General features: G+C 59.9%; 19 protein-coding genes. 6 read left to right on the top strand and 13 right to left on the bottom strand.

What is annotated here, in order from left to right:
- Positions 1–15 precede the first annotated feature (15 nt).
- Complete coding sequence (locus AK829_RS10300) at positions 16–1,188, bottom strand: multidrug effflux MFS transporter (protein WP_232305731.1); 1,173 nt, start codon at positions 1,186–1,188, stop codon at positions 16–18.
- Between the two features lie 18 nt (positions 1,189–1,206).
- On the opposite strand from AK829_RS10300, the gene AK829_RS10295 reads away from it, so the two are divergent.
- Both AK829_RS10295 and AK829_RS10290 read left to right on the top strand, forming a co-directional pair.
- Complete coding sequence (locus AK829_RS10295; protein ID WP_157045354.1) at positions 1,207–1,836, top strand: pirin family protein; 630 nt, start codon at positions 1,207–1,209, stop codon at positions 1,834–1,836.
- Between the two features lie 6 nt (positions 1,837–1,842).
- The gene (locus AK829_RS10290) at positions 1,843–3,210 is read left to right on the top strand and encodes an IS1096 element passenger TnpR family protein (RefSeq protein WP_052205747.1); all 1,368 of its coding nucleotides are present in this window, start codon (positions 1,843–1,845) and stop codon (positions 3,208–3,210) included.
- Between the two features lie 7 nt (positions 3,211–3,217).
- On the opposite strand, the gene AK829_RS10285 is transcribed toward AK829_RS10290, so the two are convergent.
- The 6 genes from AK829_RS10285 to AK829_RS10260 all read right to left on the bottom strand — a co-directional run bounded on the left by AK829_RS10285 (position 3,218) and on the right by AK829_RS10260 (position 10,415).
- On the bottom strand, positions 3,218–3,649 hold the full coding sequence (locus tag AK829_RS10285; RefSeq protein ID WP_083278918.1) for a VanZ family protein: 432 nt from the start codon (positions 3,647–3,649) through the stop codon (positions 3,218–3,220).
- A 3-nt stretch (positions 3,650–3,652) separates the two neighbouring features.
- Positions 3,653–4,615, bottom strand: coding sequence for a hypothetical protein (locus AK829_RS10280; RefSeq protein ID WP_052205745.1), 963 nt, complete (start codon positions 4,613–4,615; stop codon positions 3,653–3,655).
- Between the two features lie 37 nt (positions 4,616–4,652).
- Positions 4,653–7,493, bottom strand: coding sequence for a leucine--tRNA ligase (gene leuS / locus AK829_RS10275; RefSeq protein WP_052205744.1), 2,841 nt, complete (start codon positions 7,491–7,493; stop codon positions 4,653–4,655).
- A 300-nt stretch (positions 7,494–7,793) separates the two neighbouring features.
- Positions 7,794–9,530, bottom strand: coding sequence for an RNA-binding domain-containing protein (locus AK829_RS10270; protein ID WP_070494501.1), 1,737 nt, complete (start codon positions 9,528–9,530; stop codon positions 7,794–7,796).
- A 170-nt stretch (positions 9,531–9,700) separates the two neighbouring features.
- A complete protein-coding gene (locus tag AK829_RS10265) occupies positions 9,701–10,072 on the bottom strand; it encodes a FluC/FEX family fluoride channel (protein WP_052205742.1) in 372 nt (123 codons plus the stop codon).
- Positions 10,065–10,415 carry a CrcB family protein gene (locus AK829_RS10260; RefSeq protein WP_052205741.1) on the bottom strand — a complete coding sequence of 117 codons (351 nt, stop codon included), beginning with the start codon at positions 10,413–10,415 and terminating at the stop codon, positions 10,065–10,067. Before AK829_RS10260 ends, AK829_RS10265 begins: the two co-directional genes overlap by 8 nt.
- Before the next feature lie 42 nt (positions 10,416–10,457).
- Between AK829_RS10260 and AK829_RS10255 the strand changes: the two genes are divergently transcribed.
- On the top strand, positions 10,458–10,742 hold the full coding sequence (locus AK829_RS10255; protein ID WP_052205740.1) for a hypothetical protein: 285 nt from the start codon (positions 10,458–10,460) through the stop codon (positions 10,740–10,742).
- Here the strand turns inward: AK829_RS10255 and AK829_RS10250 are convergent.
- From AK829_RS10250 to gltS, 6 genes are all read right to left on the bottom strand, one after another.
- Positions 10,739–11,260, bottom strand: coding sequence for a flavodoxin domain-containing protein (locus tag AK829_RS10250; RefSeq protein WP_052205739.1), 522 nt, complete (start codon positions 11,258–11,260; stop codon positions 10,739–10,741). The genes AK829_RS10255 and AK829_RS10250 overlap by 4 nt on opposite strands.
- Positions 11,261–11,556: 296 nt before the next feature.
- Positions 11,557–12,252, bottom strand: coding sequence for an RloB family protein (locus AK829_RS10245; RefSeq protein WP_052205738.1), 696 nt, complete (start codon positions 12,250–12,252; stop codon positions 11,557–11,559).
- Positions 12,245–13,585: an AAA family ATPase gene (locus tag AK829_RS10240; RefSeq protein WP_052205737.1), complete on the bottom strand. Its 1,341-nt coding sequence runs from the start codon at positions 13,583–13,585 to the stop codon at positions 12,245–12,247. Before AK829_RS10240 ends, AK829_RS10245 begins: the two co-directional genes overlap by 8 nt.
- A gap of 78 nt (positions 13,586–13,663) precedes the next feature.
- Positions 13,664–14,044: a HipA N-terminal domain-containing protein gene (locus AK829_RS12830; RefSeq protein WP_052205736.1), complete on the bottom strand. Its 381-nt coding sequence runs from the start codon at positions 14,042–14,044 to the stop codon at positions 13,664–13,666.
- Entirely contained in the window at positions 14,045–14,326 is a 282-nt protein-coding gene (locus AK829_RS10230) for a helix-turn-helix transcriptional regulator (RefSeq protein WP_232305729.1), read from the bottom strand.
- 470 nt (positions 14,327–14,796) lie between these two features.
- Positions 14,797–15,993, bottom strand: coding sequence for a sodium/glutamate symporter (gltS, locus tag AK829_RS10225; protein ID WP_052205734.1), 1,197 nt, complete (start codon positions 15,991–15,993; stop codon positions 14,797–14,799).
- A 371-nt stretch (positions 15,994–16,364) separates the two neighbouring features.
- On the opposite strand from gltS, the gene AK829_RS10220 reads away from it, so the two are divergent.
- The 3 genes from AK829_RS10220 to AK829_RS10210 are packed head-to-tail and all read left to right on the top strand — an operon-like array spanning position 16,365 to position 21,744.
- A complete protein-coding gene (locus AK829_RS10220) occupies positions 16,365–17,831 on the top strand; it encodes a DUF3375 domain-containing protein (protein WP_052205733.1) in 1,467 nt (488 codons plus the stop codon).
- Positions 17,828–18,451 carry a DUF4194 domain-containing protein gene (locus AK829_RS10215; RefSeq protein WP_052205732.1) on the top strand — a complete coding sequence of 208 codons (624 nt, stop codon included), beginning with the start codon at positions 17,828–17,830 and terminating at the stop codon, positions 18,449–18,451. The genes AK829_RS10220 and AK829_RS10215 overlap by 4 nt, the downstream gene beginning before the upstream one ends.
- Positions 18,448–21,744 carry an ATP-binding protein gene (locus AK829_RS10210; protein WP_052205731.1) on the top strand — a complete coding sequence of 1,099 codons (3,297 nt, stop codon included), beginning with the start codon at positions 18,448–18,450 and terminating at the stop codon, positions 21,742–21,744. The genes AK829_RS10215 and AK829_RS10210 overlap by 4 nt, the downstream gene beginning before the upstream one ends.
- Positions 21,745–21,756 lie beyond the last annotated feature (12 nt).

Here is a 21,756-nt window from a genome sequence, read left to right as displayed (position 1 = left end):
GCTGACCAGCGCTAGTTATTTGGCGCGGGTGAGCACCTGCATACCCGCAAACGCCGCGCCCGCGCACACCAGAGACACCACCGACATGGTCAGCGCGTGGTTGGAACCCAGACCAACAAGTGCTGGGACCACGCCCGCGATCAAAAACTGCGCAAAGCCCATCGCGCCGCTGCCGGCACCCGCGCCGATCGCGCGGATCTCCTCCACCGCAAGCGCCGCCGCGTTTGCGGAGATGAACCCGGACATCATGGCCAAAATCGCAAGACAGGCCACCACGGGGACCAACGATGGGCGGGTCAGCGAAAGGATGATGAGGATGGTGGTCACGCAGGCGTCGATAAGCAAAGCCCAAACCAACACCTTCCTGGGGGCAACCGAGCGAACCACGCGCATGTTCAAGGCGTTGGAGATGGGAAACAGCAGCGCGATCGCGCCGAAGGTGAACGCGTAGGCGGTGGGCGATTGGCCGAGTTGGACCTGCAGGACCAGGGGTGAGCCGGAGATGTAGGCGAAGAGCGCGCCGAAGCCGAGCGAGCCAGCGAGCATGTAGCCGACGAACACGGGGTGCTGCAGGCAGCGCCAAATACGCGAGGCAAGGCCGCTCAGCGCACCCGGCGAGCGCTTCTCCGCGGGCAGTGTTTCCGGCATGCGCAGCGCCACAACCAGCTGCAACAGGTTCACACCCGCCAGCACCCAGAACACGCCGCGCCACCCCACCGACGGAATCAGCAGCCCACCGATCGCGGGTGCAAACGCCGGCATAAAGCCGGAGAGCGCCTGCAGGGCGGAAAACGCGCGGGCCGCCGCCACGCCGTGCACTATATCCGGCACCACGGCGCGCGACACCACAATCACACACCCGCCTGCCAGGCCCTGGAGGAAGCGCGCCGCGATCAGCGTTGCAATGGTCGGCGCGAGCGCACAGGCCACCGACGTGAGGAAGAAAATGACACTGGCAATGATCAGGGGGCGCTTGCGTCCGGTGCCGTCTGAAATTGCGCCGAACAGCAGGTTGCCCACCGCCATACCAATCATGAACGCGGAGATGGTCAGCTGTACCGCGCCCGGGGTGGTACCCAGTTCCTGCTGCAGCTGCGGCAGGCCGGGCAGGTACATGTCAATAGACAGTGGGCCGGCGGATGAGAATATCGCCAGCGTTAGCATGAGTCCTGCTGAAAGTTGGTGCACGCAGGTACCATACAGCACATGGTCCACACTCATGGGAGCCTCATTGGGGCATGGGATTTCGTAGCTGTTGGTCGCTTGGCGCCGAAGCCGGGGCGTTTTTCGGTGCTTTTGCCTATCGACGCCACGTTGACTCTCACCGACCGCCACCACCTCTCCGAAGCAGTCTCTGCTGGCCAGGGCGCCGTGGTGACCTCCGGGGACAAAGTGTTGGTGGACGTTGGGGCTTCCGCCTACGGCGTGCAGCTGGATGCGGTTGTGGATGCTGATGGTGCGGGCGCTGGCGCTGGTGAGAGCACGGTGGAGATTTACCAGCCGGACGTCTTTACCCTGCGCAGCGTGACCACGGAGCTGGTTGGTGAGGCCCGCGTGTTTGTCGGCTCCATGTTTGGGCAGACCTCCCCCGTTGTTCCCCCTTCCCCACTGGTTGCCGCGGAGATCCGCCTGGCACCCGGCGCGGAGGTGGCAATGACGCTTGAGCCAGACTTTGAATATGGCCTGCTTGCGGCAAGTGATGAGATTGCGTTGCAAAATACGCCTGTTCCGCGTGGAGTTGTTGGCTACACTGACGTTGGTACTGCCACATGGGGCGTAAAGAATCTGGGGAATGAAGAGGCCCGAGCGGTCATCTTCGGGGGAAAGGTGTTGTAGAAAAACATGAACGTAACTGTCTTGTTGTCCTTGGAGGGCGCGGACCCGGAGATCTCGCGTTGTGTGAACGTGGATTCGGCGATGCACTTGGGTCACCTCAGCGCGGTGATTGATGCGGCGTTTGGGTTCTCCGGCGCGGCGACGCACCTGTACACCCAGGGTGAGGGTGGTTTCCGCAAGCTATACACGGCGCATCCTGGTCCCGGGGAGCTGAGCGAGACGAGTCTTACGGTTGGGGAGATCACCCCGATGACCTATATCTATGACCCGGCGGCGAACTGGAACATCGCCGTTGAGTTGCTCGGCCCAACCCAGTTGGATTCGCCGACGCCGGCGTTGGTGGACGCGGCGGGCCCCGACATTGTTGAGGCCGCGCATGGTCCGGCGATGATGACCAAGTTCCGCATTGAGGCGCGCCGTATCGCCGCAGGTCTGGCACCGAATATGGAGATCACTCCCCTGCTGCTGAGCTACCTGCCGGTGATGAGCCCGGAGCGGATCCTGCAGCGGCTGACGGTGGCTGACCAGGTTGCCGTGGCAACGCGTATCAGCCTGGCGGCGGAGGAACTGTTCTACGGCGAGGAGTTTGCCAAGGCGCCGTTCCACCAGGCGGACCTGGCGGAAGAGTTTGAGAACTTTTTGGACTCGCGCCCAGACCTGCGCGAGATCATCCAGACGGACCCGGAGGCGGACCGCAACCCTACCCTGCTTGCCGCGGTGGCGGACTTTTTTGATTCCCACCTTGGTGAGCCCGAGGTTGATTTTCTGGACGAGATGTCCCCGGATCTGATGGCTGACTTCCCCGGCGCATTCGAGGAGGCCACGATGGATGACGTCGTGCGCGACCTGATGGAGATCTTCCTCGACCCGGTAAAGCTCACCGCGAAAAAGGGCCAGTTGCCTACCGCTGTGGTCCAGGAGATCAGTGACGTGCTCAATATCACGTCCTGGTACTCCCGCCCAACCGAGACATCCATCCCGGGAGTCCACGAAGTGCGCAAGCTGTTGGAAGGCGCCGGCTTTATCGGGGTGACCAGTAAAAAAACGCTGGAAGTTACAGATCTTGGCTTTGACCTGCTCAACTCCATCGACATGACCGGCGTGTTTATCCCGGAGTGGGCGCGCGGCTTTGAACACGCCTTTGGTGAAACGCTGTGGCGTGAAAGCTTGACCACCCTGGGCAATATGTTCAACCTTGGCACCGAGTACGGCATTGAAAACAAGCTAGGCCGCATGCCCGAGAACTTCTCGGATGTTGTGAGCCTGCTGATTAGCTTCGCGGCCTTGGATGACAGCAGCAAGCACATGGCAATCACCCCGGAGGCTCGCCGCATGTTTGGCCGCATGCTGGACTACTACAAGCACGGGATCTAGCGCGCTTCTAACGCGGGCGCGCGTACCAAGCTGCGGCGGCGCGGGCGCCGAGGTAGGTGCCGAGGGTGTTGCACCAGACGTCGTCAAGATCCGAAAAGCCCACCGCCAGGATGTACTGCGCGGTTTCGATGCCCAAGCTGAGCAGTAGGCCGCAGAGCGTGGCGCGGCGCACGCTGTCGCGGAAAAACACCCAGCCCACGGGCACAAACAGGGCGATGTTGCCAAACAGGTTGAACCACGGGCCCCACCACACCCGCGGGTGGATGAACGTTTCAAAGGGAATCAACCGCAGCTGGCGCACCTCGTGCGCTTGGGCCTCCCACAGGCCGGGTACTGAAAAGTAGGCCTTGCCCAGGGTGAGCACGAAGATTACCGCGAAAACGAAAACGGCGAGCACCGGAGAAACCCTGTGCCCACCGCTGAAGCGTTTGGCAGCCACGCGCTAGGAGGTGGCCTCGTGAGGGACTGGCCCGCCGGAGACCTGTCGGTAGGCGTGCGCCTGCGCCAGGTAGACCAGCGGCGCAAGTAGCACGGTGAGCAGGAAGCTCAGGCCAGCGCCCGCCCAGACGTTGAAGCCCATCACGTCAACCGCCGCAGCCGGGATCGCGGCAATCACGCCAACAACCAGGCTAAACAGCAAGAGCAGCAGGGTAGTGACGTAGTTGCGCTTGGCGGCCTTCATGCCTTCGCCTAGGCAGAAGCCGAAGCTGCCCGCGTTATCTGCGGCGTAGAACACCGGGTACACCGCAAACGGCGCCACCAGTGCGAACACCAAGGCGCCAACGACCACGCCGGGCGCCGCGGCGATAGCCATGTTCATCATTTGCTCTTGGATTTGCTCTTGGCTCATGTTGGTCGCATCACCAAAGGCGTTCGGGTCAAAACCCGTCACAGCCAGCGTGATCACAAACGCAATGCCGGCCAGGATGATACCAACAAGGCCCACCAGCATGCGGTTGACCACAGACACGCCCAACGCCTTGCCGTAGGCGGGGGAGTTCGGCTTGTCCACCTGCGCCGTTAACGTCTGCTGCAGCGCCGCGCTGGCAAACACCGGGTCCAACAGCACAAGCGCAATGGTAAACAGCAGGCCAGGCACCGCAAGCGCCGGGATCTGGTCCGCAACGCCCAACACCGCCATGACCAGGCCGATGACCAGCCAAAACTTCGGGTTGGTCTTGTACACACCAAATGTCCAGGCAATCGCCTGGCCCACACGCAACTTGCCCGTGCCTTTGGTGTGGCCGTAGCCATTCGCCGCGGGGTCGTTGATCGGGTGTGGGGTATCGGTGTCGCCAAAGTAGCCGTCTACAAGCTGGGTGCCATGGAAACGCTGCGCGTTAGCACCCGCAAGATCAGCGGCGGAGTTTACTTCGAATCGGGCAAAGTCGTCGGGGACAGTCAAAAATTCTCCTTCGTTCGTGGCCTTCGTTCGTGGCTGTTTACTTCACTACAAGGTTGACCATGCGGCCCGGCACCACAATGGTCTTCACCACGGTCTTGCCGTTGGTCAGTTCCACAACCTTCGGGTCTGCAAGGGCAATTGTGGTGATCTCGTCTTGGGATGCGTCGGTAGGAACATCAATTCTCGCTTTGACTTTCCCGTTGATTTGGATGGGCAGTTCCACGGTGTCGTCGACAAGCAACTGCTCATCAAAGGTCGGGAATGGCTCAAAGGTGATGGTGCCTGTGTGGCCGAGCTGTGCCCACAATTCCTCAGCGATGTGCGGCGCGAGCGGGCTGACCATCTGCACCAGAGGAGTGACGGCCGCGCGTGGGGCGCCAATCGGGTAGGCCTTGGTCAGGTAGTTGACGTACTCGATGAGCTTGGCGGCAACAGTGTTGTCGCGCAGGTGCTCATAATCGTCGCGCACGCCAGCGATGGTGCGGTGCAGTTGCTTCTCATCGTCGCCGGTCAGGGGGCTGTCGGTGACGGTGACGTTGCCGGTTTCCTCATCCACCACCAGGCGCCACAGGCGCTGCAGGAAGCGGTGCGCACCCACAACGTCCTTCGTCGCCCACGGGCGAGACGTGTCCAGCGGGCCCATCGACATCTCGTAGACGCGCAGGGTGTCCGCACCGTAATCACGCACCACGTCATCCGGCGCCACGGCGTTCTTCAGGGACTTGCCCATCTTGCCGTACTCGCGGTTGACTTCCTCGCCGTCGAAGAAGAATCGGCCGTCTTTTTCCTCAACCTCGGCGGCCGGGACGTAGATACCGCGGGAATCCGTAAACGCGTAGGCCTGGATGTAGCCCTGGTTGAACAGGCGGCGGTACGGCTCCTTGGAGGTAACAAAGCCCAGGTCATAGAGCACCTTGTGCCAGAAACGCGCGTAGAGCAAGTGCAGCACGGCATGCTCCACGCCGCCCACGTACAGGTCCACGCCACCCGGGTCATTCTCACCGCGCGGGCCGGTCCAGTACTCCTCATTCTCAATGTTGACAAACTCATCCGAGTTCGTCGGATCGATGTATCGCAGCTGGTACCAGGAAGAACCGGCCCACTGCGGCATCACGTTCGTGTCACGACGATACTGCTGCTCACCATGGCCCAAATCCATGGTCACGTTCACCCAGTCCGTGGCCTTGGCCAGCGGGGGAGAAGGCTCCGAATCCTTGTCGTCCGGGTCAAAGGACACCGGCTTGTAGTCCTCAACCTCCGGCAGCTCTACCGGCAGCTGGTCCTCCGGAATGCCGTGCGCCTGGCCGTTTTCGTCATACACAATCGGGAACGGCTCGCCCCAGTAGCGCTGGCGGGCAAACAGCCAGTCACGCAGCTTGTACTGGATTTTTTCGGAGCCTTTTTGCTTATCCACGAGCCACGCAATCGCTCGGTCGACGCCCTCCTGCTTGCCCAGGCCGTTGATATCCAGGCCGTCTTGGTTGGCGGAGTTGATATGCGGGGCGTCACCAATAAAAGCTTCCTCGGAAACGTCGGCGTCCAGCACCGGGATGATCGGCAGGCCGAAGACGGTGGCGAACTCATAGTCACGCTCATCGTGAGCCGGCACGGCCATAATCGCGCCCGTGCCGTAGCCAGTGAGCACGTAGTCCGCGATGAAGATTGGCACCTGCTCACCGTTAACCGGGTTCGTGGCATACGAGCCGGTGAACACGCCGGTCTTTTCCTTATTCTCCTGGCGCTCAAGGTCGCTCTTCGCGGCAATGGCGTCCAGGTACGCGCTGATTGCCTCACGCGGGGTTGGTTTGCCGTTGGTCCAGCGAGCGTCGATACCGTCGGCGTAAGCGTCGGTGGTTAGTTCATTGACCAGCTCGTGCTCTGGGGCGAGCACCACGTAGGTCGCGCCGAACAGCGTGTCCGGACGGGTGGTGAACACCTCAATCGGGCCAGCAGGGGAGTCAAACGTCACCTCCGCACCGCGGGAGCGGCCGATCCAGTTGCGCTGCATGGCTTTGACCTTCTCCGGCCAATCCAGCAACTCCAGATCATCCAGCAGACGATCCGAGTAATCCGTAATGCGCATCATCCACTGCTTCAAACGCTTGCGGTAGACGGGGAAGTTACCGCGCTCAGACTTGCCGTCCGCCGTGACCTCCTCATTGGCCAGCACCGTGCCCAGGCCCGGGCACCAGTTGACCATGGAATCCGCAAGGTAGACCAGGCGGAACTCATCAATAGCCTTGTGCTTTTCCTCCGTGGTCAGGTCCTTGAAGTCACGACCGTCCTTCGTAGTACGCGCGCCCGAAAGAAGGTCCTTGACCAGGTCCTCGATCGGGCGGGCCTTCTGCAGGTCCTCATCAAACCAGGCGTTATAAATCTGCAGGAAAATCCACTGGGTCCACTTGTAAAAATCCGGATCCGTGGTGGCCACCGCACGACGCTTATCGTGCCCCAAACCCAACTGACCCAGCTGGCGCTCCATGTTGGCAATGTTGGCCTCAGTAGTGGTGCGCGGGTGCGTACCAGTCTGGATTGCGTACTGCTCCGCCGGTAGGCCAAACGCGTCGTAGCCCAGCGTGTGCAGGACGTTTTTGCCCAGCATGCGGTTGTAGCGGGCGTACACATCCGTTGCAATGTAGCCCAGTGGGTGCCCCACGTGCAGACCCGCACCAGAGGGGTACGGGAACATGTCCTGGACGTTCAGCTTCTCCTTCGGCAGCTGCGCCGTTTCACCATCGGAGGCCTGTGGCGCCAAATCACCCGTGGGGTTCGGAGCGTTGAACGTGCCGTTGTCGCGCCAGTACTGCTGCCACTTCTGCTCAATGGTGTTCGCCAGATCAGCGGTGTAGCGGTGCGCGGTGGGATTCGCGTTAGTCATGGTTAGCCAGTGTAATAGCTGGGCTGGTTGGCGGGGTTTGGGGTGCTTGAGCTTGGCTTGGGCTTGGCTTGGGCTTGGCCCGGGGGAGCTTTTTTGAATTGCGGCAGCATGTTGCCAATCCGGGGATAGTTGCCGCAATAGCGGCATTTCCCCAGGGAATTGTTTTTTGGTGGAAATGGATCGGAGAAACAATTCGGAAACAATTAGGCGAAGAATTCGGGGAGAATTAGGGGCATTGTCTTACGTTTTTGCTGGTCAGCGAATTGTTCGGAATTGTTTTGAATTGTTTTTGGTGCGGTTTCAAGCGCTGATCCAGCGGGTGCCTCGTCCACGTTGCGGCCCCGTGGGATCTATACGAGCACGGCCCAAAGACCGCAGGTGCCGCAAGATTCGTCCGGCCTCCACCGGGCTAATGCCCGCAAAGGTGGCAATGTCTGAGGCTTGGAGCGCTTCCCCGTCTGCAAGACGCGCCTCCACCCACTCCTGCACACTTACCGTGGGCAGACCTTCACGGTTAGCAAGACCAAGTAGGTTGCGTGCTTCGTCGCTGAGCACCCACTCGTCAGCGTCACGAACCGCCTGAAGCACGCCACGGTCCACCATCTCTGACATCAGTTCCCGAACCAGCAGGGGAGAGCTTTGCGTTTTCTCCGCGGCAGTGTGCTCAGTGATAATCGGTGCGGAGTTGAGGTGCCAAAGAACAATCAGTGCATCGACGCTGTTCATCAGCGCTTCGCCATACCTTTGGGACAAACGCTGCAAGCCCTTCACAAAATTTGTATCGGGCTCCTGCGCGGCAAGAATCACCTGCACATGCGCCGGCGTGGCCTCCACCTCAGGCACATCACGCCCCGACCGGATCATCGCCGCCCACATGCGGTCAAAACCGCGGGAGCTTTCCTCCGCAAGGCCAAGGGTGCGCATCGCAGCCATTAAGCGGTTATTCCTTGGAACAGACGGCGTTGATAGCAGCCTGCCCACCGACACCCCCGGCGGCAAAGGGCCAGGTGAAGATACTTTCAGCGTGCGGTTGGACTGCTCCACAACAACCGGACCGGGAATGCGCCAGTCGCGGTGGATGACTGCGTTGGACACGACCTCATCGACAGCCTGCGCGGGAAAGCGGGGGATTGCGGTTTCGGTGCCGTCGTCAAAAAGCACACGCTCAATTTCCTGGTTACCTTTCTCCGCAATGATCCGCCTCAGCCGAGGTAAAGCCAGAAGAATCGGCTCCGAAATCTCCGTGACCTTGGGATCCGATCCGGGGAAATCACGCCACAAATGCTGGATCACAATATCTGTGGGATCCGGATCGGCGAGGAGGATTTCGCCGGCGCGCTTCAAGCGTGCGTCGTCACGCAAAAGCCCCAATTCCTTGAGCAAACCCGCAGTGGTGGCTGGGACCAAGGCGTCGCTGCCGGAGCGTTGGCGGTGCGCCCGCAGCATGCGACGCGCCTCCTCAATCACCGGCAAACGCAGGTCCTCAACAGCCACATCCGAAGGCTCATTGGAGAAATCCGGGTTACGACGCGCCGCATCAATCGAACGCCGCTGCTCCTCAGTCATAGGAGCGCAAGAAAACTTCGCATCAGCTTGACGACGCTTCGCAGCACCATTCTTACGCGTATACAGCGCACGCGCCTCAGGAACATAGATCACCAGCAAACGAACACCCCACACATGATGCTCAGTGACCACCACGTTCATATTCGGAACCGTATGCCCAAAAATTGACTGGGCAACATCCTCCTCGCCCAGCTCACACCCCAAAAACGCATCTGGGCCAGGTGTCTTATCCGCAACACCGACAACGATATAACCCGTGCCGGCGTCACTATTCGCCATACACACGGCCTCATCAATCAGCTTCTCCATAAGCCCCGCCCGCGCCCTATCCGCCCCAACCCGCAGACTCGGGTCCTCCTTAAACTCAAGAGTGAGCGACTCCTGCGAATCAGCAGTCTGGCCCTCATAAATGTTTTCAAGAGCCGAAGCCACAAACGGCGGAAGAGCTGCAAAGGAAGCCTGCGTATTCATAATTGCATCATACATTTCCCCAGGGAATTGTTTTTTCGGCGGAAATGGCGCGGGAAAACAATTCGGAAACAATTAGGCGAAGAATTCGGGTCGAATTAAGGGAAATTTCTGGCGTTTTCCCTGGTCAGCGAATTGTTCGGAATTGTTTCTGAATTGTTTTCGGCAGGCAGTTAGGCGGGGCCGAAGCCCAGGAGCGCCCAGTGGATGCCGATTGCGGCGGCGCACACGGCAAGCAGCGCAGTACCCACGCCGTAGATGGCGGCGATGGCGTATTCGTGCTGGTCAATGAGCTGACCCAGTTGACGGGCCAGCATCGCCAAGGTGGACAGCGATCCAGCAAATCCAATGCCGGCAAACGTTTGCCACTGGCCAGGCAACGCAAGCGTGAACCCCATGATTGCAGACGCAGTGAGGTTCGCCGTCAGTGTAGCTGCCAGCGGATGGTCGATGGCCGTCATGAAACACCAGCGCACAAAGCCGCCAAGGAGCCCGCCGACAAACACGGCAAGAGCGCTGATGAGTAACGACGCCTGACTAAACATGCGCGTGCGTTCGGGTAGAGGAGCCGGCGAGGAACGCTAACGTGGCCGTGGATAAGCAAAGTGCAATTATGAACAAAGCCCAGGCAGCCGAGCTGTGCGCGCTGGCGAGCGCGACCGCAGAGAGCGTGGAGAAGCCGCCGAGGAATCCCACACCCCAGAACGGGCCTGGGTTGAAATAGCCCATGGCAAAGCAGGCAGCCAGGTTCACGGCGAAAGTGACCGACATGGCGAGCATCTCCGGCGTGGTCGGATTCAGCCAAAACAGGAGCAGGAAGCGCGCCAGCGCCCCCAGCCCAGACCCCAACGCCACAATCAGGCCAGTGCGGAGGGCGTCAGCGTTCACGTGAAACGACTGTAGCACTCGGCACCGTTTACACTCCTAGGCATGCGTACCCGTACCATCGCCGCCGCTGTTGCGGTTTCCCTTGTCGCCGCCACGTCGGCGCCTGCGCTTGCTAACGAATCACGTCCCGGCTTCAGCGCCCCCGAACTGTCCTCTATGACATTGAACTGGTTCAACCCCGCCGCCTGGCCGGAGGATATGGAACAGGAGATATCCCGGATGGGTCTGTTCGCCCTGTCATCGTTCTTTGGCCACCGTTTGATTGGCGCGATGATCTTCTTCCCGTTCGCGCTTTGGGGCTTAAACAGCTACTACTTGCCGCGTTAGGTTGCTTGCTGCTTGTTGGCCCAATCGACGATCGGCTCCAAGCGTGCAAGGTCAACCCTGTCGACGTCCTTGCCATAGGTGTCGATCATGTTGCGCTCATTGTCACTCTTGCGCGGCTTGATCTTTAACGCCGTGATCAGCGTGCGCATCACGCCTTTGTGCTGGACGTTGAGCTGCGAGTAGTTCAGGCGGCCAGGCAGGTAGAAGCGCTTCACGTGCGGGGCGAGGCCGCCGAGGAGCTTGCCGGTGGCGTCGGCTTTTTCTACTTCTTCATCAATGGTCATCCCGACGGTGACCAGGGCGATTGGGATTTGCTCGACCTGGTTGGGGTCAAGCTGTTTGATGAGTTTCACGCCGTCATGCAGCGGGCCGTGCGCCGGCGCAAGGATCACCGTAGGGCCGTTGAGCGCGGGTGCGTCCGGGATCTGTTGGGCGGTGGTGTTGAGCTGCTTGGCCAGCGCTTCAGCGTACTGCCTGGTTGAGCCGTAGTAGGTGGAGTACAAGATGGTGCAGGACATGGGTCCATTGTGCCTTGGGTTTGGGGCTGGGGGAGCTTTTTGGAATTGCGGCAGCATGTTGCCAAACCGGGGATAGTTGCATTGGTTGACAGGTGATTGCCAGGTTGGTGGCGAGCCTGGGGCTGGGCGAGCCTGGGGCGGCCTGGGCCAAATCCTGCTAGACGACTTTCAATTCCAGCCCCCAAACCCCCAGGTCAGGTGTGAATACATTTGGCGGGTTTTGCGTTGTCGTCTAGCAGCATGCGTCGTGCAGCAGGCAAGCAGTGCGCGGGCTGGGTTGGGGGTTGGCGTGGGCGTTATTGGGGGAGGGCGCGGGCGTCGGTAAGCGATTGCACCATGCGCTCCACAAGAAAATGCACCGTGGTGGACGCAGTCCCTCGTCCGATGGCAGCATCGAGATCTGCCAGGGTGCAAAACTCTTCCGGCACGCGCGCCCGAGCACGACCTACCGCAGCTTTGATGTCCTCTTCCGTAAAGAATAAAGGCACATTCTTCCGGTACCCCGGTAGATAGCGCTCTAATCGATGCAACACCTCGGCTTTCGTACCAACGCCGCGGCCGTCCTCAAAGTGCAAAAGGAGCCAATATTCAAACTGCGGAATACACAGGCCAACCCCCCGGTCCCCCTTTTCCCGCCGCTCTTGCGACCATCGGAATACTTCTTCAAGCTGGGCATCCGCCCAATCGTCAGCATCGAGCACTACCCAAATCTGGTCTCCGCTGCGCAGCTCCCCACCCCGTTTCAGTTCTTCAATGAGGGCATCCGCTGCCCGCGCCAAGGCAGGTGGATCATTAGGCTTGCCGGGGTTCACCATGACTTTCACTGAAGGTTCATGGAAATACTCCATGCCAAAGTATCGTTTCTCCGTTTCTCCCTCGACCACAATGCCGAACAAGGAACGGATCTGCCGGGTCCCAGCGGAGTTGGTTTTTCTCCCGAGCTTGTCACGGCGACGCTGCGCACCTGAAGCGCCTTTCCTCCGGCTAGCCATGCACAAACTCCAGCGGCTCCAGCGCGGGGACACCCCCGAAGCGCCCTTGGAGGTAGCTTTTTCGGAGGTCGGCGTCCTTGCGTGCACCGTCGTAGTCGGAAAGCGCGGTTGCGGAGGTCTGGCCGCGGTGGTCTTTTTCTACGAGCCAGATTTCGTCACGACGCAGCATCTGAGGGTCCATAAGCAGCAGGTCGTGCGTGGTGAAAATCAGCTGCGCCCGGCTGTCCGGCCCGCATGTGTTGAGGAAGCCTCTGATCAGCGCCCTGGATAGCTCGGTGTGAAAGCTACGGTCAAGTTCATCAACCATAAGCACGCCGTGCGTTCCCCCGTCCGCCAGGACGGAAACCAGTTCCAGCAGGCGTGCTGCAGCCTTCGTGCCGTCGGATTCATCGGCCCACTTCAAACGCACGGGCGTGTTCGTGCCGTTAACGTGCTCCAGCGTCATCCGGTAGACCACCAGGTTGTCACCATTCAGCGCTACCCTGAATCGACCGTGTTCATTTTCCGCCTCAATTGGGGCCGGGTGCTGTTCGAGAGCTTGCCGGTATTCGCGCAAAAGTTCAGCGCTCACACCCATTGCGGAGGGTTCCACTTCCTCTGCATGGACACCGGCAATGCCAGCGTCGATCTGCGTGATGGCTTCCTGCCAGTCCCCAACACCGAATTGCTCCGACGCTACATCCACTGCGCCCGCCGGCACTACCAGCACTGTCTTGAGGAACTCGCTCACTGCCAGCAGCGGTTCGAGCTTTTGCTTATCAACGTCCCCGCCAAAGTTCACCTCCGCCACATACGAAGCCAACGGCACCTTTGTCGGTACCGCTTCAAGCAGCGTCCTCACCTTTTCCGCCGCCTTTTCCGCAGCGTCATCTTGCGAATCAAGATATGGGAACGCAAACACGCCCCTCTCCCGGACGAATATCTCTTGGTCTGTACGAGAAAGCAGCTTGGTCAGGTATTCCTCAACCACAGAGTTCGAGTCATAACAAAGGATGTACTCGTACATCATTCCGCCCCATTCAAAAAGCAGCTCAAACGTTGTTGGCTGCTGAGAGGCGGAGCGATCCAAAGCAAAAGGATCGTACGGCATAGATTCGTTCGGGCGCGGCGGATTCGAAATCAATTCCTTCAGCGTTTGCATCGCTTTGAGGAAGTTAGACTTCCCCGCAGCATTCGCACCAAAGAGGCCCGCTATGGGATTGACTGTCTTCTTGTAACGCTGCACCAATGCTGGATTTCGATCACGTAAGTGCTGCTCACGGGTAGCGACCATGTTCAGCGAGGCAGGCTGATAGATGGAGCGGAAGTTCGCAACCGTGAAGTCTAGAAGCATGCACCCATCATAATTCGCTTCATGAAAGATGCAATAGTTCTGCATCTTTCCGTTCTCACATGTTGACAGATTCGGGGGCTACCCCAAGGGGTCCTCGGACCAGAGTCGGCGGCGGCGGGCGAGGATGCGTCGCAAATCCCGCGCGCGCCGACGCTTTATCCTGCACCCCGGGACTGCGATCGGATCAATAATCCCAGCGTCAGCAAGCGCCTGTGAAAAGTCCAGATCACCATCCAGGTCAATAACTGCAGGGGTGGGCCGCGAGCGCTGCCCAAGAGCAACCACCGCGACATCCCCAACCGTGTCCGCACCAACTGCAAGAAGCGTCAACTCATCGTCCAACGAGGCCTTTACCGTGCGTTTGAGACTTGAAAGTCGCCGACCCTCCGGCAACAGATTGGTAAAGAACGGAGGAATCGCGCCACCAAAGTTGGTATAAGGCGCTTGATCCAGCGACAATCACAGCAGATCACCCCGGTGGACTTTCGGCTCCAAGTCGTAACCAAGCGCGGAAAGCACGGTAATCACCTTGCCCACTTCAGCAGTTGGTTTGCCCTTTTCAAGCTCACGCAGGAAGCGGTCCGACACTCCCGCAAGGTCCGCAAGATCTACCTGCGTCAGGCCGACGCGCTTGCGTTGAGTCCGAACAAAAGCCCCAAGCTCACCGACGTCCATGCGGTGTCTCCTCCTTGCATTGCCTTGCTTGCCGTGCATTGCCTTGCTTGCCGACGGAACGCTCACACCGATTCCGCCCCTTTCAGACCACAACGGTACAGCCAAACAAGCGGAAACGGAATGCTCGCACCGATTTTGAGGCCTCTAGGATGCATTGGGCTTCAGATTCAACGGAATCGGTGCGTTCGCTCCGAACGTCACAAGTTTTACAGCTGGGTGACCGATGGAGGAGCTTTTTTGAATTGCGGCAGCATGTTGCCAAACCGGGGATAGTTGCATTGGTTGACAGGTGATTGCCAGGTTTGCAGGTTGGACACGGGCTGCCCGGCGTGCGCCACTAGCAGACAATGGTTTTGGGCTTGCGTTTGTGCAGGTCAGTTGTCTTTACCCATCGCGGTTTTTGCGTTGTGTGCTAGCGCCTAGACGAAAACTGGACTTACAGGCACCAGCGATGCTGGCACGAAGACACAAACCACCAAACTTATGGCCCTAAGTTTGGTGGTTTGGCAGAAAGGGCGAAGATACTCGGTTGAGGCTTAGGCGACCCAGTTAAGGCAGAAGACGATCCAGGGGAGCGCGACGACGTCGATAAGCACAGCACCCGAAAGTGGAACCACCACCATCGCAACCTTGGACTGCAAACCATGCTTGCGGCCAACCGCATCCATGTTGGCCACCGCGTTGGGGGTGCCGCCGAGGCCGTGGCCCATCATGCCGCCGCAGATCACGGCGGCGTCGTAGTTCTTGCCAAGAATGCGGAACACAACCAGCGCCACAAACGCCACAAGCACAACTACCTGGACCAACAGGATGACCAGCAGCGGCAGGGCGAGATCATAAAGATCCCAAATCTTCAGGCTCATCATGGCCTGAGTCAGGAAGAAGCCCAGCGACACATCTGAAATCAGCTTCAGCGTCTTGCCGTGGATTTCCACCCAGCCAGCGGCGTCGTTGATGTTGCGCAGAATGATCGCGATCAACATCGCACCGACGTAACCCGGCAGCGAGTAGCCCGTCCACTCACCGAAAAGCTTGCCCAGGTACACACCGATGACTACGACCACGCCGATCACAGCCGCGGTAGCAACCACTGAGCCCTCGTTAACCTCGGACGTGTTGTCCACGCCGCGCTCCCGCACATCACCAATATCTCGCGTTTCAACGGCCAATTTATTCCGCTTAATCAACCACGTGGCCAGCGGACCGCCAATCAGCGAACCTGCGATCAGGCCAAACGTTGCCGCAGCAATCGCTACCGCAGTCGCGCCCTGGGCGCCGAGCTCTTCGGCCGTTGGACCAAATGCTGCGGCTGCGCCGTGACCACCTTCAAGCGAGACCGCGCCAGCCATGACGCCCAGCAACTCGTTGATCCCCAGCGCTTTCGCTAGACCAATGCCGACGAGGTTCTGGAAAATTGCCACAGTCCAGCACGCAACCAGGTACACCACAAGGACGCGGCCACCAGTTTTGATCAGGCTTAGCGACGCACCGAGACCGATCGTGGTGAAGAACGCCAACATCGCTGGGGATTGCAGGGTGGTGTCAATCGTGAGCTCGATCGAGCCCCATTCACGCAACGCCAACACAACAAGCGCGAACAGGAAGCCGCCAACCACCGGTCCCGGGATTGCGAACCTGCTGAAGATTCTCCAGCTCCTCGCAGCCCACGCGCCAAACAACAACAGCAAGAGCGTCAACGCTACTGAGCTCACCAGACCAACTTCGATCTGCATGCGTCACCTTCTTTCTCTGGGTACTTTTGTGCGGCTTTCGCCTTGAACAGGCTCACCTTACGTTCCATACGAGGCGTGGGCCACATCAGCGTGTTGGTCCGAGGCTTTTACGGGTTGTGTGGCGCTGGGGGAGTTGTGTGGCTGGGGGGAGCTTTTTGGAATTGCGGCGAATATCCGCCAAACCGGGGATAGTTGCCGCAATAGGCCCGAAACTGTGATCCAGCTGCCAGCCGTGGCAGATATCCCCGATTTGGCAACATGCTGCCGCAATCCGAAAAAGCACTACCCGAGGTCCTGAAGGCCTGGGCCGGGTCCGGGATCCGCGATCTACCCAAGGTGCATTAGCACTGCGCGGCAAATAGGATCGGCGTATGGCTCTTCAGGCACGGGCGCTGACATTTAAGCGTCAGAAAGAACAGTCGGCGGCGGTGCGCCTCTTGCACGCCGACAACGCGCCCGTAGTCCTCGCCATGATCGCGGAGTACTTCCCGCGCGGCGCCGAGCCAAGACCCGCCGGGGAAGTGTACGAGCTGATGGCGGCCGACTTTGCGCTGCTGCGCGACACGTTTGATCTGCCGAAGAGTCCGCAGTCGTATTGCAACGACTGGGTAAAAGCGGGCTGGCTCGTTCGAAAATCTGGCACTCAGGTCACGGGTGAGACGCTGGAGCCGAGCGAGGACGGCCTGGTTGCGCTGCAGATGATGGATCGGGTTGGGGGTCCGTATTCGGCGGTGACGGCGAGTAGGGTGGCGTCGATAAGCAATGCCCTCCAAGACCTGGCAAGGGACACAGACCCGGACATTTCAACGCGCCTGAAGCACCTGCGGAGGCAGCGTGATCGGGTGGACGAAATGATTGCAGATGTGGAGCGCGGCGTGTTTGAGCTGCCTTCGGATGCGAGTGTGCAGGAGCGGGTGGGCGATATTTTGGGCATGGCCTCTGCAATCCCGAGTGATTTTGCGCGTGTGCGGCATCAGTTGGAGGTGCTGAATCTGGATTTGCGCAGGCAGTTGCTGGACCCGGAGGGCAGTCGCGGTGATGTGCTAGCGGAGATTTTCGCGGGCGTGGACGTGATTTCGGAGTCGGATGCGGGGCGCAGCTTCAACGGGTTTTATCGGCTGGTTGTGGATTCGGAGCATGGCGCGTGGGTGGAGTCATGGATTGGGGAGATTCTTCAGCGGGTTGGTCCGGAGGTGATGGATTCCAAGACGCGTTCGCAGTTTAGGAATCTGTTCCGCAATCTTGAAGACGCTGGTTATGAGGTCAACCGCATGATGACCCGCCTTGCGCGCAATTTGCGTAATTATGTTTCCAGTGAGCAGTTTGCTGAGGATCGTCGGATGATTGAGCTGTTGCGCGATACGCGCAGGCTTGCGGCGGAGGCGGCGGAGGCTGAGGAGTTGTCGCCAACCAAGCGGATGGAAACTCCGTTGCAGCGTATTGGTATGGCGGTCAGTTCTGTTGCGCAAATGAAGTTGGCGGATCCGGGGGCGGAGGTGATTACGTCGGATGTGGAGCGTTTTGAGGCCAGTGAGGGGGATGCGGAGGCGTTGCTTGAGCTGGTGCGCGAGTCTGAAATTGATCTTGAGGAGCTGTCCGCCGCTGTTGCTGATGCGGTTGCTGAGCTAGGCAAACCTTCTATTGCGGATGTATTGGAGCACCATCCGGCGACGCAGGGGTTGGCCTCGGTTGTGGGTTTGGTTTATTTGGCCATGCGGTTCGGGGTGCAGCTTGATGGCAGGGAATCGGTTCGTTTTGAGGAGGACGATGGGGCAGTTCGCTTAGCGACGTTGCCTCTGTTCACCTTCGACACCACATCAGTGGAGGAAATGCGATGACGGAAGCACTGTGGAGTGGAGATACGGGGACGTTATCGTATGAGTCCCGGCGCGCGTTGGTGGATTTGTTGAAGGGTCCGCTGATTAGCGCGGACCGCAAGAAGGACACGTGGAACGCCATTTTGAGCGACAAGGAGGCGTTGCGCAGCTGGCTGCATGACGTGTTTTTGGAGCTGGTGATTGATGAGGAAGCCGGCATTGCGTTTACCCGCCACGTTCGCCCCGACAACGACGACGTGCATGTCCCGCCGGTGTTGCGTACGGATTCCTTGACGCACCTGCAGACGGCGGTTTTGCTGCAGCTTCGCCACGAACTGGGTATGAGTACGCCGGGGGAGCGCGTGGTGGTTGGTGAAGATGAGCTCTACACGGCGATCGGGTATGTCCGGGCGGTGGATAACCGTGATGAGGCTGGGTTTAAGCGTCGTTTTGATGCGGCGATCAACGCCATCAAGAACAAGTACAGCCTGCTCACGGAGACAGAAACGGAAGGGCGCTACGTGGTCTCCCCAGTTCTTCGCCACATTTTTGATGCGGATACGGTGTACGCGCTGCGCGAGGAGTACCTACGGCTAGCTGGAGCCAACGCTGGCAATGAACCCGAGGGAGAAGAGCAGTGACCGAACAATTCAAGTTGGCACGAGTTCAGCTTGTGAACTGGGGAACGTTCCACGGCTACTTTGACATTCCGGTGGGGCAAAAGGGTTTTTTGATCACGGGTGCGTCGGGCTCGGGTAAGTCCACGCTGATTGATGCGTTTTCGACCATCCTGGTTCCCCAGTCCAAGATCCGTTACAACGCGGCGGCGCAGCAGGACAGCACGCGCGATAAAGGTCGTAGCAGGGTGTCGTACATTCGTGGCGCGTGGCGCAGGAGCGAGGACCCCACTACTGGTGAGATCCGCAGTCAGTACCTGCGCGAAGGTGCAACCGCGACGGTGGTTGCAATGACGTATCACAGCCCAAGCGAGACGTATACGTTGGTGGCAATTTTTCGTCTCAACGCAGGGCAAAACTCCGAGGCCCAGGTGCGGACGCTTTACGGCATCTTCCCGGACGAGGTGGACGTTGATGCGTTCATGCCGCACCTGGTGAACTCGCTGGATAAGCGCAAGCTTGAGCAGAAGTTCAAGACGCCGAGCAACGGCGTCACGTTTACAGATCAGTATTCGGTGTTTGCCAACCGTTTCCGTGCGCGCCTGGGCATTGATAGTGAGGACGCCCAGATGCTGCTGCACCGTACGCAGTCGGCGAAGTCTTTGAGCAGTATGGATGAGCTGTTTCGTGATTACATGCTGGAGCAGCCCATCACGTTCGACCTGGCCAGGGAGGCGGTGGCTACGCATGGTGATCTGCGCTATGCCTACGAGCGTCTGGAAGATCTGAACCGCCAGATTGAGGCGTTGGCGCCATTGCCGGGGTTGCAGGCGTCGTTAGAAGAGGCGCAGGCTACGCGCGGGCATGCGGAGGCGCTGGCGGCAGCGTTGCCGTCTGTACGCAGGGCGATTGAGGCTGCCGAGCTTCGCGACGCCATCACGACCCACCAAGCCCAACGCGAAGCTGTCAAGGTGCAAGAAAGCTCACTTACCCAGCGCAAACAAGCACAACAGGAGGCGGTGCAGCGCGCGTACGCGAAGTTGGAGGGGCTGACCGGTGACGCTGTGACGCCGCTTCGCCAGCGCATCCAACGGGAGGAGCAAGAGCTTGCTGCGCGTACGGCGAAGGCGAAAGAGCTGCAGCGGATCCTGGGCGTGGACGAGCTAACCACGGAAACCTTTGCGGAACTCAAAGCGCAAGCTCGCCGTGAGATTGAAGAGGCACCCGCAGAACGCGAGCTACTTGACGCAACGTGGTCCGACGCCCGCGCACAGAAACAGCAGTGCGAGCAGCAGGAGCGCGCAATCCAGCAGGAGCTTGAGGGCTTAAGTGCGCGTTCCAGCAACATCGACCAGGGATTCATTGATCTGCGCGCGCAGATGTGCGCGGACATCAACCTGACAACGCAGGGGCTGCCCTTTGTGGGTGAGCTGATTGACGTGTTGAAGCAGGAGGAGGAGTGGGAGCCGGTGATCCAGCGCCTGTTGTCCAACTTTGCCATCACGCTGCTGGTGCCGGAGGAGCATGAGCGCGCGGTGAACAGTTGGGTCAATAGCTGCCGGCTTGGCCGCAGGTTGGAGTACCGCACGGTGCCGGCGGGTGCGACCCCGCCGAGACGGCCAAAGAACTCAGCCAGCTTGTTTCACAAAGTCGCGGTGGTGGACAGTCCAATGCGCCCCTGGCTGGAACAGATGCTGACCAGCACGTTTGATTACGCGCTGGTGCGCACCGTTGAGGAGCTGGAGCAGCAGACGCAGCGCGCGGCGACTATCGACGGTTTGGAGCGCAACGTCCGCGACCGCACAAGGTCCACCCGCTATATCAAGGACGATCGCCGCCCGCTTGGGCAGCATCGTGATTACCGTTTGGGCTCCTCCAACAACAAGAAGGTGGAATTGCTGCGTGGGTCGTTGAAAGAAGCGCGCCAGGCAACAACTGCTGCCCACAACCGGGAGCGAGAGCTGCAACGAAAGCGCGTGAGCTTGCAGCATCGCCTGGATCAGGTGAAATTAATTGCTTCGACGGGGTGGGTCGAGGTGGATTACGTGGGCGTCGAGAAGCAACTGGCTCAACTGCAAGCTGAGCTGGAGCTTGTGACCTCCTCACCCGAGGTGCGCGAGCTGAGCCGTGCCTACGAGGACGCGTGTGACAGCCTGCAGGCCACCGAGGAGGAGCTGCGTGAGGTGCAGCGGCAGATCACCGTCGCGGAGACCAGCATTGCCGCAGATCAGGCGCGGCTGGCGGAGGTTGAGCGCGCCAGCGTTGCGGTGGACCAGGCGCTGTTTGATGAGCTGGAGGCCAAGCTGAAAAGCCGTAAGCGGCGGCTAACGCGCGAGAACATCGGTTCGCTTGCAGACGAGGTGCAGTCCGAACTCGACGCCACCATCAAACACAACGCGCAAGTGATCACCAGTGCAAACACAAAGATTGGCAACATTTTGACCAGCTACCTGGCCGGGTGGCCCTCTGAATCGGCGGAGCTGCGTGCCGAGCCGGAGTTTGCGGGTGAGGCCATCAACCGCCTGGAAGCGCTCCGTGCGGACCGCCTGCCGGAGTTCCGCGGCCGGTTCCTGGAGCTGCTCAACGGCCAATCCGTCATGCACCTCAGCCACATCTCCACGCAGCTCGCGCGGGCGAAGGGTGACATTGAAACCAACCTGGGCCCGATCAATGCTTCGCTGATGCGCTCGAAATACACCCCCGAGGGCGGCGGGCGGTATCTGCAGATTGAGGTCCGCGACAACCGCGGTCCTGAAGTTCGCGAATTCCAGCAGGACCTGCGAGAAGCCACCGCCGGCAGTTTGAGCGCAGCCGACGAAACCGAAGCGATTGCGCGCTACCATCGGCTGGCGAAAATCATGGACCGCCTCGCCTCCTCGGAGCGTGCCGATACCCGCTGGCGCAACCTCGTCCTGGACACCCGCCGCCACGTGAAGTTTGTGGGCAACGAAATTGATGCCGACGGTGAGGTGTACAACACCCACGTTGACTCCGCGTCACTCTCCGGCGGGCAGGCGCAGAAACTTGTATTCTTTTGCCTGGCTGCGGCGCTGCGCTACCGCCTCGCCGGGGTGGATGCGGACGTTCCCACATACGCCACCGTTGTGCTTGATGAGGCCTTCGATCGCGCCGACCCCACCTTTACCCGCACCGCTATGGACGTGTTCACCCGCTTCGGTTTCCACATGATTCTGGCGACTCCGATGAAGCTGATCAAGACACTATCGCCCTATGTGGACGGCACGATTGTGGTCAACTACGCCGAAACGCCACAGGCGCGCTCCACGTTCGAATTCATTGACACTCACGGTGGTTAGCAGGTTGGTCAG

This window comes from Corynebacterium riegelii (genome assembly GCF_001263755.1).
Lineage (GTDB): Bacteria > Actinomycetota > Actinomycetes > Mycobacteriales > Mycobacteriaceae > Corynebacterium > Corynebacterium riegelii.
This window is presented reverse-complemented; position numbering and strand designations above follow the sequence as displayed.